Source organism: Pseudactinotalea terrae, from assembly GCF_009733845.1.
Taxonomy (GTDB): Bacteria; Actinomycetota; Actinomycetes; order Actinomycetales; family Beutenbergiaceae; genus Pseudactinotalea; species Pseudactinotalea terrae.
In genome coordinates, this window is record NZ_WNXZ01000001.1 from 400,284 (window position 1) to 414,202 (window position 13,919).

Below are 13,919 nucleotides of genomic sequence, written 5' to 3' on the forward strand. Positions count from 1 at the left end.
GCACGTTCCGCAACGCGGCGGGTCGGCTGCGACGCGCTCGCGGCCCGGCCACGAGGCGCACCCGTAGATCGCGGGAAGAGACAGGCGCGAGTACGATGTCGGCATGCGCTTCAGGCTGCTCCTTATCTAGCCGCGGCGAGAACCGACTTCTCAGCCGCGGCCGCCCCTCGCCCGAGGGGCTTTTTTGTGCCCCGAGGACCTAGCCCCGCAGCACCGCACCAGCACGAGGGAACCGACACGACCATGAGCAGCGAGACGAGCGAGACCGAGGCGACCTACGACGTCGTCGCCATCCAGGAGCGGTGGCGTCCGGTGTGGGAGGACCTCGACGCGTTCCGCGCGGGCACCGCGGCACCAGGCGCCGAGAAGCGCTATGCGCTCACGATGTTCCCGTACCCCAGCGGTGACCTGCACATGGGCCACGCCGAGGTGTTCGCGCTCCACGACGTGCTGGCGCGCTACTGGTGGCTGCGCGGCTACGACGTGCTCAACCCGATCGGGTGGGACTCCTTCGGGCTGCCGGCAGAGAACGCAGCGATCCGCAACGGCAGCAACCCCAAGGACTGGACGTACGCCAACATCGAGACGCAGGCCGCCTCCATCCGGCGTTACGGCGTCAGCTTCGACTGGTCGCGCCGGCTGCACACCTCGGACCCGGAGTACTACCGCTGGACGCAGTGGCTGTTCCAGAAGTTCTACGAGCGAGGGCTGGCGTACCGGAAGGCCTCGCCCGTCAACTGGTGCCCGAACGACCAGACCGTGCTGGCCAACGAGCAGGTCGTCGGCGGGATGTGCGAGCGGTGCGGCGCCGTGGTCACCAAGCGCGAGCTGACGCAGTGGTTCTTCAAGGTCACCGATTACGCGCAGCGGCTGCTGGACGACATGGAGGGGCTCAAGGACACCTGGCCCGAGCGTGTGCTGACCATGCAGCGCAACTGGATCGGCCGCTCCGAGGGCGCGCACGTGGAGTTCGCGATCGAGGGTCGTGACGAGCCCGTCACGGTGTTCACCACGCGCCCGGACACCCTGTTCGGTGCGACCTTCTTCGTGGTGGCAGCGGATGCCGCGCTGGCCGCCGAGCTGGTGACCGCCGAGCAGCGCCCCCAGTTCGAGGCCTACCTGGAAGAGGTCCGTCGCGCTTCCGACATCGAGCGCCTGGCCTCCGACCGCCCCAAGACCGGTGTGTTCTTGGGGCGTCACGCCGTCAACCCTGTCAACGGTGAGCGCATCGGAATCTGGGCCGCCGACTACGTGCTCGCCGACTACGGCACCGGCGCGATCATGGCGGTACCCGGCGGCGACGAGCGCGACTTCGCCTTCGCACAGGCGCACGACCTGCCGGTCGTCCACACCGTGCAGCCACCTGCGGACTTCGACGGCGGTGCCTACACGGGCGACGGCGTCACGATCAACTCGGCCAACGACGAGATCGACCTCAACGGGCTGGATGTCGAGACGGCGAAGCAGCGCGTGCTGGGTTACCTCGAGAGCAAGGGCGTCGGCACCGGAACGATCAACTTCCGGCTGCGCGACTGGCTGCTGTCGCGGCAGCGGTTCTGGGGTGCGCCGATCCCGATCATCCACTGCCCGAGCTGCGGCGAGGTGCCGGTGCCGCAGGACCAGCTGCCGGTCGTGCTGCCGGATCTCGAGGGCGATGAGCTCAAGCAGCAGGGCGGCAGGTCGCCGCTGGCGAACGCGACCGACTGGGTCAACGTGCCCTGCCCGCGGTGCGGCGGCGACGCCCAGCGCGACACCGACACGATGGACACCTTCGTCGACTCCTCCTGGTACTTCCTGCGCTACATCTCGCCCCAGGACGACACGCAGGCATTCGACCCCGAGGGCGTGCGCGCGTGGATGCCGGCGAACCAGTACGTCGGTGGCGTCGAGCACGCGATCCTGCACCTGCTGTACTCGCGGTTCTTCACCAAGGTGCTGGCCGACATGGGGATGATCGACTTCCAGGAGCCGTTCACCGCGCTGCTGAACCAGGGCCAGGTCATCAACCAGGGCAAGGCGATGAGCAAGTCGCTGGGCAACGGTGTGGACCTGGGCAAGATGATCGACGAGTTCGGGGTCGACGCCGTGCGGCTTACCCTGGTCTTCGCCGGCCCGCCCGAGGACGACATCGACTGGGCTGACATGTCGCCCGGCGGCTCGTTGCGCTTCCTGCAGCGCGCCTGGCGCCTGGCCGGCGACGTCACCTCGGCGCCCGGCGCCGATGCTGCCGACGGCGATCGTGACCTGCGTCAGGCCACCCACCGCACCGTGCGGCAGGCCGAGGAGCTGCTCGAGTCGCACCGGTTCAACGTGGTGGTCGCCCGCACGATGGAGCTGGTCAACACGACGCGCAAGGCGATCGACTCCGGGGTGGGCGGCGCGGACCCGGCGGTGCGCGAGGCCGTCGAGGCCGTCGCGCTGCTGCTGTCCCTGGTCGCGCCCTACACGGCCGAGGACATGTGGGAGCGACTGGGCCACGAGCCGACGATCGGCCGCGCCACCTGGCCAACGGTCGACGAGAGCCTGCTCGCCCAGGAGAGCGTGACCGCCGTCGTGCAGGTGATGGGCAAGGTGCGGGCGCGGCTCGAGGTCTCACCGGACATCAGCGAGGCAGACCTGCAGGAGCAGGCGTTGGCCGCGATCGCCGCGCACACCGAGGGCAGGGCGGTACGTCGCGTGATCGTGCGCGCGCCGTCGCTGGTCAACGTCGTCGTCGGCTGATCTGCGCCGTGGGCACCACGGGAAGCTCGAGTCGTGGGACCATCTCGGCGTGAGCAAGGCAAGCGCAGACAGGCGCACGCCGGTGAGGATCACCGACGTGGCGCGTGCTGCGGGTGTCTCGAGCGCCACGGTGTCGCGCGTCCTGAACGGCGCCGTGACGGTCGATCCTGCGCTCGCCGAGCGCGTCCGCGCCGCTGCCGCGGAGTCGGGATACGTGCCGAACCCGAACGGGCGCGCGCTGCGGCGTCAGCGCACCGACGTGTGGGCGGCGATCGTCTCGGACCTGCAGAACCCGTTCTTCACCTCGCTGGTGGCGGCGGTCGAGCACGTGGCCGTGCGCAACGGCTTCTCGGTGATGCTCTGCAACACCGACGAGCAGCTCGATCGAGAACGTGGATACCTCGCCACCGCGATCGCGCAGCGGATGGCCGGCGTGGTGGTATCCGTGACCTCGCAGGAGGACTCCGACCTCTCGGAGGTGCTCGCCGCCGGGGTGCCCACCGTGGTCGTCGACCGGCGCGTGCACGATTTCAGCGGTGACACGATCCTGCTCGACAACGTGCGAGCGGGCCGGATGGCCGTGCAGCACCTGCTCGAGCTGGGGCATCGCGACATCGTCTGCCTGGCCGGCCCCTCGGGCGTGAGCACCACCGAGGACCGGCTGCGGGGCGCGCTCGACGCGCTGGACGAGGCCGGCGTCCCTCACGACGACCGCCGCATGCTTCGTTCGGACCTCCGCGCCGGCGACGCCGAGGGCATGGTGCGTCAGCTGCTGGACGGACCGCACCGCCCCGATGCGATCTTCGCGACCAACGGTCCGGTGACGGTCGGCGCGTATCAGGCGATTCAGGCCAGCGGGTTGCGGATGCCGCAGGACATCTCCCTGGTGGGCGTCGACGACGAGCGCTGGGCCCAGCTCGTCCGACCGAGCGTGACCCTCGTGGCACAGCCGGTCGCCGAGATGGGGGAGCGGGCTGCCGAACAGCTCCTGCGCCGTGGCACCGAGCCCGATGCGCCGCCGCTGCACCTGCTGCTGACCCCCCGGCTGCTCATCCGCGAGAGCACCGGCCCCCGCGCCGCCCGCTGACCGGGCAGCGAGAGTAGCCTGCTCGCCGCGCCATGGCGGGCGCGCTGGGCGGGCGCCGGTGGGACACTCGTCCTGCCGCCAGCGGCGGATGAGGGTGTGGGCGTGGGGGCGCGGGTGTGGGGCCCGTGGCGCCCGGGGGCGTGCGGCCTGGGGGATGGGAGACCAGAGACTCGGGCGGGTGGGAAATCCGATCGGGACATCGGACTTCCCTTCGGCGGAGAAATCGATTACTGTCCTCAGTAATCGATTCCTGAGTCATGGAGGACACGGGCGGATGGGTGACAAGATCGACGCGGCGGTCGATGCGGGCGTCGGCGCGATGAGGATCGAGGCGAACGCGATCGCGGTCGCCGCGGACCGTATCGCGCCACAGCTCGCCGCTGCCGTGCGGCTGATCCGCCAGGCTCGTGGGCGCGTGCTGGTGTCCGGGATCGGCAAGTCCGGGCACGTGGGGGCGAAGATCGCCGCGACCCTCGCCTCGACGGGGACCCCGGCGCAGTTCGTGCACTCCTCGGAGGCTCTCCACGGAGATTCCGGCATGGCCACTCCGAACGACGTGGCGATCCTCATCTCCAACTCGGGCGAGACCGCCGAGGTGAACCAGTTCGCCGCGATGCTGCGGCGCTGGGGTGTGCCGATCATCGCGATGACGCGCGACCCCGACTGCACGCTGTCGCGCCTGGCGAACGTGAACCTCGATATCGCCGTCGACCGGGAGGCGGACCCGCTGGGCCTCGCGCCCACCTCCTCGACGACGGTCACGATCGCGATCGGCGACGCGCTCGCTGCGGTCCTGATGACCATGTCGGGCTTCACGCCCGAGCAGTTCCACGAACGGCACCCGGGCGGGTCCCTCGGTGCGCAGCTCGGAGCGGGATCATGAAGGTCTGTGTGCTGGCGTCCTTCATGTACGACCTGGTCGCCACCGCGCCGGTACGACCGGAGCGGGGTCAGACGGTCGTGGGCACCGCGTTCGAGACCTTCGTCGGTGGCAAGGGTTTCAACCAGGCGGTCGCAGCACGCCGCGCCGGTGCCCAGGTGAGCGTGCTGGGACGGATCGGTGACGACCCTTTCGGCGAGGAGTTCCGCGACTTCCTGCACGCCGAGGGGATCGCCGCCGAGCACGTCATCGCCGACGCGGCGGCCGGCACCGGTGTGGGCCTGCCGGTCGTGGAGACCGGGGGTCAGAACTCGATCGTGATCGTGCCGCGGGCGAACCTGCAGGTCACCCGCCACGACGTGGCGCACGCCTCGAGCACGATCGCGCACGCCGACGTGCTGCTCGTGCAGCTCGAGCTGCCGATGCCGGCCATCCTGGCTGCGGTGCGTATCGCGCACGCGTCGGGCGTGACGGTCGTGCTCAACCCGGCTCCGTACGCCGTGCTGCCGCCCGACCTGCTCGCGATGGTCGACGTGCTGGTCCCGAACGAGGGGGAGCTCCGCGAGCTCGCCGGAGCAGGCCCGGAGGAGGCGATCGAGCAGGTCGCGGAGACCTACTGGGCAGGGCGGCCGGGGTCGCTCGTCGTCACCCTCGGTGGCGCCGGCGTGCTGCTGCTCGACGGCGACGCACCCCCCGAGCTGGTGCCCGCGTTCCGGGTCGACGCGATCGACACCATCGGCGCGGGCGACGTCTTCTGCGGCAACCTCGGCGCTCGCCTCGCTGCGGGCGACGGTGTGCGGCAAGCCATCGTGGTCGCCAACGCGGCAGCCGCACTGAGCGTGCAACGCCACGGCGGCGCGCCGGCCGCACCACAGCTCGCCGAGACCGCGAAGCTGCTCGAGCGCGACGACCTGACCACCGACCTGACTGCCCCCGACGGGGCTCACGCACACGCCTGAGAAGGAGAATCGATGACGATCACCAACGGAACCGGCGCGGGCTACGGCAGCTACGGCAGTAGCCTGCGCGACCTGCCGCGGCTGCGGCACCATCGACGGATGCGCGTCTCCAGCTGGGACACGAGCGGGGGCAACGACGACCGCGTGACCGTCCGGCCGGGCGAGACCATCACGCTCGCCGACATCAACGGCGCAGGGGCGATCAACCACATCTGGATCACCGTCGCGCCACTGCAGCCCGGCAACCCGGAGACCGCGGATCAGGACTTCCTCCGCAAGCTGGTGCTCCGCATCTACTGGGACGACTCGCCCGAGCCCAGCGTGCTGGTGCCTGTGGGCGACTTCTTCGGAGTCGGCCACGCCCGCACCGTCAACTTCGCCTCGGCGCCCCTGCAGATGAGCCCGCAGGACGGCAAGGGCTTCAACTCGTTCTTCCACATGCCCTTCGCGACCAGGGCGCGGTTCGAGCTGACGAGCGAGTGCGAGTCCGAGCCGCTGGCCTTCTACTACTACATCGACTACGACGCCTTCAGCTCGCTCGAGGACGGACTCGGGCGCTTCCACGCCAGCTGGAACCGGCAGAACCCGACCGACGGCATCGAGCAGGGCACGATGACGAACTCGGAATACCTGTTCGGCCGCTCCAACATCGGCGGCGAGGGCAACTACACGATCCTCGACACGGTGGGGCGGGGCCACTACGTCGGGTGCGTCCTCAACGTCACCAACCTGCGGCACACCCCGGAATGGAACTGGTACGGCGAGGGCGACGACATGATCTTCGTCGACGGCGAGAGCTGGCCCCCCAGCCTGCACGGCACCGGGACCGAGGACTACTTCAACACCGCCTGGTGCCCGAGCGAGAGCTACGCCGCGCCCTACCACGGGATCACCTTGCCGGGCGGTGAGAACTGGTCCGGGCAGATCTCGATGTACCGGTTCCACATCGAGGACCCGGTGACCTTCACGTCCTCGATCCGGGTGACGATCGAGCACGGGCACAACAACCATCGCAGCGACGACCTCTCCTCGACCGCGTACTGGTACGCCGAGGAGCCGGCGACCGGTCTGACGCTGCTGCCGGTCGAGCAGCGGCTCCCGAGGCTGGGATGAGGCGCGGACGCATGACCGCAGCACTCGTCGCCACCATCGCCGCGGGCGGTCTCGTGGCGTGCGCCGGCGGCGGCGACGGGGTGCCGGTGGACACCGAGACCGACAAGCCGTTCGTCGTCACCGGTGCCAGCGACGTCACCCAGATCGCCCAGCTGACCGGTCCCGGCGCCATCAACGACACCGAGTCGGTCGCTGTCGCCGGCACCGATCTGGGGTCGATGGTCAACGTCGGCGAGCGGACCTACTTCGTGTTCGGCGACACGTTCGGCACCCGCGACGAGGGCATGACCGGTGGCGGGGGCGGCAACTGGCGTTCGAACGCCGTGGCCTTCACGACCGACGAGGACCCGAGCGACGGCATCACCTTCGACGGCTGGGTCCTCGACGACATCGGCCTGGCCCTGGAGGTTGCTGTCGGCCAGAAGGATCCCAACGACGGCGAGGGAGAGGTGACCAAGATCCCGACCTACGGGTTCGCCGTCGGGGAGACGATCTACCTGCACTACATGTCGGTGAGCTTCTGGGGCGAGCCGGGCGCGTGGGACGCCAACCATGCCGGCCTCGTGCGCTCCGCCGACGGCGGCGCGAGCTGGGAGGTGCTCGACGGGCCGCAGTGGCCGGGTGACTCCAACTTCGTGCAGGTGGCCACAGCCGACGTGACCGAGGGTGGGCAGGACTTCATCTACTTCTGGTCGATCCCCTCCGGCAGGTTCGGCGGCGTCCAGCTCATGCGGGTCCCGGCCACCACAGAGGCGGTCGAGGACATCGACGCCTACACCTACTTCGCCGGCACCGACGGTGCCGGGGAGCCGATCTGGTCCGCGGACATGACCGCCGCGACCACCGTGCTGGACGGCACGATCGGTGAGCTCTCGGTGATGTGGTCACCGACGCTCGAACGCTGGCTGATGACCTACTCGACGAACGGCGACGCCGTGCTGAGCGAGGGCATCACCCCGTGGGGTCCGTGGAGCGAGCCGCACGTGCTCACCACACAGGCGCAGACCCCCGGTCTGTACAGCCCCTACATGAACCCCCGGTACGTGAGCGAGGACGGCAAGACGATCTACTTCTCGCTCTCGATCTGGGATCCCTACAACGTGTACTGGTACAGCGCCCGACTGGAGACGGCCGATGCCTGAGGGCACCACACTTCACCCCGAGTCCCACCGAGTCATCGAGGAGGATGGCAGATGAGAAGCACCACGTTCCGTGCCCTGGGCATGGTCGCCGCGGCGAGCGCAGTCGCGCTCACCCTGGCGGCCTGCGGCAGCGGCACACCGGGTCAGCCCGCTGACACCGGAGGCGGCGGCGAGGACGTGCCCGAGGGCGCGACCACCGTCGAGTTCTGGCAGCTCAGCTTCCAGGAGGTGGAGAACGACTGGTACACGGCTGTCGTCGACGCCTTCAACTCCTCGCAGGAGGAGGTCCATGTCAACCTCACCCAGGTGCCCGGCGACGCGTGGGAGCAGCGGATGACCGCAGCCCAGGCCGCCGGCAACGCCCCCGACATGTACACCATCGCCTACAACGGCGTGATCTCGGCGGCCAGCACCGGGCAGATCCTCTCGCTCTCGGAGCACATCGGCGACGACGTCTGGACCGACGTGCAGCCGGAGGTGCTCGGCTCGGTCTCGATGGGGGAGGATCACTACGCCTTCCCGATGCTCGTGGAGCCCTCGGCCGTGCTCTGGTACCGCACCGACCTGTTCGAGGCGGCCGGCATCGACGCACCACCGGCCACCTGGGACGAGCTGGTCGAGCACGCCGCGACGCTGACCAGCGGTGACGTGTTCGGTTTCGGTGGCCCGCAGTCCGCTGGTGATGCCGGCTGGAGCACCTGGGGGCTGCAGTGGAACGTGGCCGGTCATCTGCCGATCAGCGACGACTGGAGCGAGGCCCAGTGCACGGACGAGTACGCGCCGTTCCTGCAGGCGTGGCAGGACATGTACGCGGCCGGCTCGCTGCCGCAGCAGGCGTTGTCCGGTGTCGCTGACGGCAACCCGCTCGGCCAGGGCCAGCTCGCCATGAACATGGGCGGGTCCTGGTTCGCCAGCGTGCTGCTCAACGACTTCCCCGAGATGGTCGAGAACATCGCTGCTGCGCCCATGCCGAGCTTCCACGGCGACCCGACGGCGCCGACCGCGACGCTCGGTGGCTGGACCTGGGTGGTCGACGCCAAGAGCGAGGTACCCGCTGAAGCGGCCAGCTTCATCGAGCACGCCCTCGGCGGTGGCGATGACGAGCAGCTGCTCGAGTACTTCGCGGCGACCCAGTACTCGAAGTACTCACCCCGCACCACCGTCAACGAGAACCTGATCGAGGCGGCGTCCAGCTCGGAGAACCCGTGGGCCGCGACGATCGCCGAGCAGATCGTGCCGAACTCCAAGCCCGAGGCCTCCTACCCGTGGGACATCTCCCTGGCGTTCGGGACCGCGCTCGAGCAGGCGATGCAGGGCACGGACGTCAGCGCCGCGCTGGCCGACTGCAACGCCGAGATCAACCGGCTGATCGAGGCCAACCAGCTCGCCGGGACTGCGCCGCAGTAGCCGGCAACGGGCGATCGAGGCGAGCCTCAGCGTCGAGTACGAGCCGTGCACCGCTCGTACTCGACGCGACGGCTCGTGCTCGCCGCCGCAGCAGCCAGTCCGCGGCACATGCAGGGCTCGACCAGGAGGAGTCGACGATGACCCAGACGGTTCAGGCGCCACCAGGCGCCGCCACCGTGCCACCACGCGTGCGCCGAGGGCGCGTGAAGCAGCCACGCGTGCGCACCGGCGTGAATGCGCGCAGCAACGTGATGGCGTACGCGATGCTCGCGCCGATCGTGCTGCTGCTGACGATCTTCGTGGTGTGGCCGGTGATCTATGCGATCTACCTGAGCTTCTACAACTGGAGCTTCTACACGCCACCGATCCCGGTCGGGTGGCGCAACTACGTCAACGTGCTGGGGGACCGGACCTTCATCCAGTCGGTCGGTCGCGGTTTGCTGTTCGCGGTCATCGTGGTTCCCGTCCAGCTGATCATCGGGTTCCTGTTCGCGAGCCTTGTCAAGAGCGTCAGCGGGAAGCTCGCGACCGTGCTCAAGGTCAGCATCTACATCCCGACGATCATCTCCGGCGTCATCGCCTCGATCGTTTTCGTGCTGATCTACAACTACCAGGGCGGCATCCTCAACGCCTTCGTCGGCCTGTTCGGCATCGAGAAGCAGGCGTGGCTGGGCAACGCGGAGACCGCCCTCGGCGCGCTGACGGTGCCGGCGATCTGGCTCGGCCTGGGCATCGGGACCCTGATCATGCTGGCGGGGATGGTCGACATCCCGCCCTCCTACTACGAAGCGGCGGATCTCGACGGCGCCACGTGGTTCCAGAAGACCTTCTACATCACGATCCCCTTGATGCGGAACATCTTCCTGTACCTGCTCATCGCAGGCTTCACGGCGGCGGTCCAGCAGTTCGAGCTTCCGCTGGTGATGACCGACGGAGGACCGCTCGAACGAACCTTGCTGCCGAACCTCTACATCTTCCAGCACTTCAGGAACGACACCTACGTGGGCTACTCCATCGCGGCGGCGATCCTGCTGATGATCGTGCTCGGGAGCATCTCCGCGGGGATCTTCCGTGTCCTCAACTCCGAGAAGGCGGTGGACGGCTGATGGCTGCCCAGACCCCGGTGACTGCGCCTGCGATCAGTGCGATCGGGCAGGCGCCCCGCTCGAGCGGCCGTTCCGAGGGCGGCTTGAAGGGCGTGCTGATCGGTGCCGGCAAGGCGGTCATGGCGACGGTCATCGTGCTGCTGGCCCTGTTCCCGCTGGCGTGGATGCTCATCGCCGGCTTCAAGAGCCGCTCCGAGGTGGTCGAGACACCCTTCCAGTTCTTTCCCGACGTGTGGCGGGTGGAGAACTACCAGCTGATCCTGCAGGATCCGGAGTTCATCCGCTCGATGAGCGTCACGTTCGCCGGCGCGATCATGTTCACCGTGCTGTCGCTGGCCGTGAACTCGCTCGGCGCATACGCGTTCGCACGGCTCGAGTTCGCCTTCAAGAACGTGCTCTGGGTGTACGTGATCACCACCATGTTCATCCCTGGCATGGCGATCCTGCTGACCTCGTTCGTGGTGGTGACTCGGCTGCGGATGCTCGACACGCTGGCGGTGCTGGTGCTGCCCGGCGCTGCCTCGGCCGCGCATCTGTTCTTCATGCGGCAGTACTACCTGAACGTTCCGTTGGCGATGGAGGAGGCTGCGACTCTCGACGGCGCGAGCAAGTGGGAGATCTACCGCCACATCTTCCTGCCGATGAGCAAGCCGGTGTTCGTGGTGGTGGGGATGACCTCGTTCCTCGCGTTCTGGAACTCCTACGTCTGGCCGATCATGACGATCACGAGCCGAGATCTCTACCAGATCCAGCAGTACCTCGCGACGTTCCGGTCTGAACGGGCGGCCGAGCTCGGGATGTTGATGGCAGGATCGACGTTGGCGGCGCTGCCGGTGCTGATCCTGTTCCTCATCTTCCAGCGTCACATCATCGGCGGCATCAAGATCGCGGGGCTCAAGTAGACGATGGTGACGCAACGCTCGGTGGCCTCCTCGGAGGCACCGCACATCGCGATGCCGCTCGGTGGCATCGGGACCGGGAACGTCAGCATCGGTGCCGACGGCGGGCTGCGGCAGTGGCAGCTCCACAACATCGGGAATCACCGCGGCGACCTCCCGAACTCGTTCTTCGCGCTGCGGGTCTCGCAGTGGGAGCCACCGTTCGACGCGGTGCGGGTGCTGCAGGCGCCGCCGCCGCGGCGGCTCTCCGGCACCCCGCTGGTGAACGACGACCTCGTGCCTCGCTGGCAGCACGAGCTGCTCGCGCGGCACGGCGGGGTGGAGGCCACCCGGTTCCGCGCGACCTACCCGGTGGCGGAGATCGACTACGAGGACGACCTCCCGGTGACGGTGCGGCTCGAAGCCTTCACGCCGATGGTGCCGCTGGACGTCGAGGCCAGCTCGCTGCCGGTGGCGATGTTCACCTTCACGATCACCAACACCACGGACGTCCCGGCACACGGGTGGCTCGGCATCGGGATGCAGAACCCGCTCGGGATCGACGGCACGCTGCAGCCGCAGGGTGTCTGGGCGCCCGGCTACGGCGGCAACGTGAACCGGGTGGACCGCTCCGCCGTCGAGCAGCCCGATGGTCCCGCGAGCTGGACGCACCTGCTGATGGAGAACCCCGGCCTGGCGGAGCGGCACCCTGGCGCCGGCCAGCTCGTGGTGAGCGCAGACGCCCCGCTCACCACGGCGCTACCGCACTGGACCGAGCCGGAGCAGTTCCTCGACTTCCTGCGCCAGCGGCAACCCTTCGGTCCGCGGGACTGGGCCCACATGCCCCCGGATCTCGCGGATCCGCAGCCGTCCGGCTCCTGGGCGGCGGCGGGGCCGAGCCCCGAGGGCAGCACGTGGAACGGCGGGCTGGCGGCGCAGTTCGACGTCGAGCCGGGGGCGTCCACCCAGATCCGGGTGAGCCTGGCCTGGTGGCTGCCGAACCGGTACATGAACTTCACGCAGTTCGGTGGGATCCGGCCCGAGTGGGGGGCTGAGCGGCACTGGCTGGGCAACCACTACGCCACCCGCTTCGCGAGCGCGCGCGCGGTCGCGGACCACGTGCACGAGCGGTGGTCCGGGTTGCGCGACGCCACGCTGCGATGGACCAGCACGCTTCGCCACAGCGGCCTCGATGACGTCGAGGTGGAGCACCTCGCGGCGCAGGCCGCGATCGTGCGGAGCCCGTCGTTCTTCAGGGTCGCCTCGGGTGAGCTCTACGGCTTCGAGGGCGTGCAGGGTGCCTCCACCACGATGTGGTCGGGCGATGTGGGCGGCTCCTGCCCGCTCAACTGCACGCACGTGTTCATGTACGCGCAGGGGCTGGCGCGGCTGTGGCCCGAGCTCGACCGCAGCATGCGCGAGACCGAGCTGGACGTCATGCAGGCGCCCGCGGGCTTCATCCCGCACCGCGTGATCCTGCCGACCGCGCTCGGCCAGCTGTGGGACCGACCGATCGGTGGGCCGAAGGACCCGGCGCTCGACGGCATGCTCGCCGCCGTGCTCAAGGGCTACCAGCAGGTGCGCAACGGTGTCGGTCAGCCGTGGCTGGAGCGGTACTGGCCGAACCTGCAACGGCTGCTGGACTACATCGCGAGGACGTGGGACCCCGCGCAGACCGGGATGCTGCACGGCATCCAGCCCTCCACCCACGACATCGACCTGGCCGGGCTCAACACCTACATGGGTACCTTGTGGCTCGCCGCGCTGCGCGCGGGCGAGGAGCTGGCGCGAGAGGTCGACGACATCGATCAGGCGGGGACCTGGCGTGACCTCTTCGAACGTGGCAGCGCACGCTACGACGCCGAGCTCTTCACGGGGGAGTACTACCGGCAGGTCCTGGAGCAGGGCGATCCTGTCGAGTTCCAGTGGGGTCCCGGATGCCTGTCGGACCAGCTGATCGGGCAGTGGTGGGCACACGTGCTCGACCTCGGCTACCTGCTGCCGGCCGAGAACGTGAGGACTGCGCTGCGATCGGTGGTCCGGTACAACGTGCGGCGCGGCTTCGAGGGCTTCGAGCACCCCTACCGCAGCTTCGCCGACGGCGACGAGACGGGGCTCCTGATGTGCACGTGGCCCACCGGTGGCCGGCCGGAGGTGCCCACGCGCTACTGCGATGAGGTGTGGACCGGGATCGAGTACCAGGTGGCGGCCCACCTGGCGCACGAGGGTCTGGCGGCGGAGTCGCGGGCCGTGGTCGACGGCGTCTGGGGCCGGTACGACGGTCGCCGTCGCAACCCGTACAACGAGATCGAGTGCGGTGACCACTACGTCCGCGCGCTCTCGGGCTGGAGCGTTCTCGAGGCACGCACCGGTCAGCGCTGGGACGCACGCTCGCGGACGTTGACCCTGCGCTCACCCGCTCCTGGCTCGGCGTGGCCGATCGTGCTCGACGGCGGGTGGGGTCAGGTGCTGAGCTCCGCTGACGGTGCCCTTGCGCTGAGGTGCGATCACGGCAGCCTCGCCGTCGATCACGTTCGCCTCGACGGCGCGGACGCCTGCGACGTGTCGCTGCGGCTGCGTGCTGGAGAGTCCGCCCCGCTGCTGGGCCGGTCGCCCTCGTCCTAGG

The 13,919-nt window shown here is 69.2% G+C and carries 10 protein-coding genes; all 10 read left to right on the forward strand.

Features of this window, described 5'->3' with window-relative positions:
- The first annotated feature begins 243 nt into the window (after nt 1-243).
- The 10 genes from leuS to GPA03_RS01870 all read left to right on the forward strand — a co-directional run bounded on the left by leuS (nt 244) and on the right by GPA03_RS01870 (nt 13,918).
- Nucleotides 244-2,721 (forward strand): leucine--tRNA ligase, encoded by a 2,478-nt coding sequence (leuS, locus tag GPA03_RS01825; RefSeq protein WP_156250291.1) that lies wholly within the window; start codon nt 244-246, stop codon nt 2,719-2,721.
- A 49-nt stretch (nt 2,722-2,770) separates the two neighbouring features.
- Nucleotides 2,771-3,808 carry a LacI family DNA-binding transcriptional regulator gene (locus tag GPA03_RS01830; protein ID WP_156250292.1) on the forward strand — a complete coding sequence of 346 codons (1,038 nt, stop codon included), beginning with the start codon at nt 2,771-2,773 and terminating at the stop codon, nt 3,806-3,808.
- Between the two features lie 274 nt (nt 3,809-4,082).
- Nucleotides 4,083-4,691, forward strand: a complete 609-nt coding sequence (locus tag GPA03_RS01835; protein ID WP_156250293.1) for a KpsF/GutQ family sugar-phosphate isomerase — start codon at nt 4,083-4,085, stop codon at nt 4,689-4,691.
- Nucleotides 4,688-5,647 (forward strand): ribokinase, encoded by a 960-nt coding sequence (locus GPA03_RS01840; protein WP_156250294.1) that lies wholly within the window; start codon nt 4,688-4,690, stop codon nt 5,645-5,647. The genes GPA03_RS01835 and GPA03_RS01840 overlap by 4 nt, the downstream gene beginning before the upstream one ends.
- Nucleotides 5,648-5,659: 12 nt before the next feature.
- Nucleotides 5,660-6,760, forward strand: a complete 1,101-nt coding sequence (locus tag GPA03_RS01845) for a glycoside hydrolase family 172 protein (RefSeq protein WP_156250295.1) — start codon at nt 5,660-5,662, stop codon at nt 6,758-6,760.
- Between the two features lie 11 nt (nt 6,761-6,771).
- A complete protein-coding gene (locus GPA03_RS01850; protein ID WP_241681037.1) occupies nt 6,772-7,902 on the forward strand; it encodes a DUF4185 domain-containing protein in 1,131 nt (376 codons plus the stop codon).
- Between the two features lie 51 nt (nt 7,903-7,953).
- Nucleotides 7,954-9,309, forward strand: a complete 1,356-nt coding sequence (locus GPA03_RS01855) for an ABC transporter substrate-binding protein (protein WP_156250297.1) — start codon at nt 7,954-7,956, stop codon at nt 9,307-9,309.
- A 137-nt stretch (nt 9,310-9,446) separates the two neighbouring features.
- The gene (locus tag GPA03_RS01860; RefSeq protein WP_156250298.1) at nt 9,447-10,415 is read left to right on the forward strand and encodes a carbohydrate ABC transporter permease; all 969 of its coding nucleotides are present in this window, start codon (nt 9,447-9,449) and stop codon (nt 10,413-10,415) included.
- Nucleotides 10,415-11,317, forward strand: coding sequence for a carbohydrate ABC transporter permease (locus GPA03_RS01865; RefSeq protein ID WP_156250299.1), 903 nt, complete (start codon nt 10,415-10,417; stop codon nt 11,315-11,317). The genes GPA03_RS01860 and GPA03_RS01865 overlap by 1 nt, the downstream gene beginning before the upstream one ends.
- 3 nt (nt 11,318-11,320) lie before the next feature.
- Nucleotides 11,321-13,918 (forward strand): GH116 family glycosyl-hydrolase, encoded by a 2,598-nt coding sequence (locus GPA03_RS01870; RefSeq protein WP_156250300.1) that lies wholly within the window; start codon nt 11,321-11,323, stop codon nt 13,916-13,918.
- Nucleotide 13,919 lies beyond the last annotated feature (1 nt).

Excerpts from the sequence above, each read along its gene's own strand:
- leuS (WP_156250291.1), top strand. The coding sequence starts at position 244 with ATGAGCAGCGAGACGAGCGAGACCGAGGCGACCTACGACGTCGTCGCC.
- GPA03_RS01835 (WP_156250293.1), top strand. The coding sequence starts at position 4,083 with ATGGGTGACAAGATCGACGCGGCGGTCGATGCGGGCGTCGGCGCGATG.
- GPA03_RS01840 (WP_156250294.1), top strand. The coding sequence starts at position 4,688 with ATGAAGGTCTGTGTGCTGGCGTCCTTCATGTACGACCTGGTCGCCACC.
- GPA03_RS01845 (WP_156250295.1), top strand. The coding sequence starts at position 5,660 with ATGACGATCACCAACGGAACCGGCGCGGGCTACGGCAGCTACGGCAGT.
- GPA03_RS01850 (WP_241681037.1), top strand. The coding sequence starts at position 6,772 with ATGACCGCAGCACTCGTCGCCACCATCGCCGCGGGCGGTCTCGTGGCG.
- GPA03_RS01855 (WP_156250297.1), top strand. The coding sequence starts at position 7,954 with ATGAGAAGCACCACGTTCCGTGCCCTGGGCATGGTCGCCGCGGCGAGC.
- GPA03_RS01860 (WP_156250298.1), top strand. The coding sequence starts at position 9,447 with ATGACCCAGACGGTTCAGGCGCCACCAGGCGCCGCCACCGTGCCACCA.
- GPA03_RS01865 (WP_156250299.1), top strand. The coding sequence starts at position 10,415 with ATGGCTGCCCAGACCCCGGTGACTGCGCCTGCGATCAGTGCGATCGGG.
- GPA03_RS01870 (WP_156250300.1), top strand. The coding sequence starts at position 11,321 with ATGGTGACGCAACGCTCGGTGGCCTCCTCGGAGGCACCGCACATCGCG.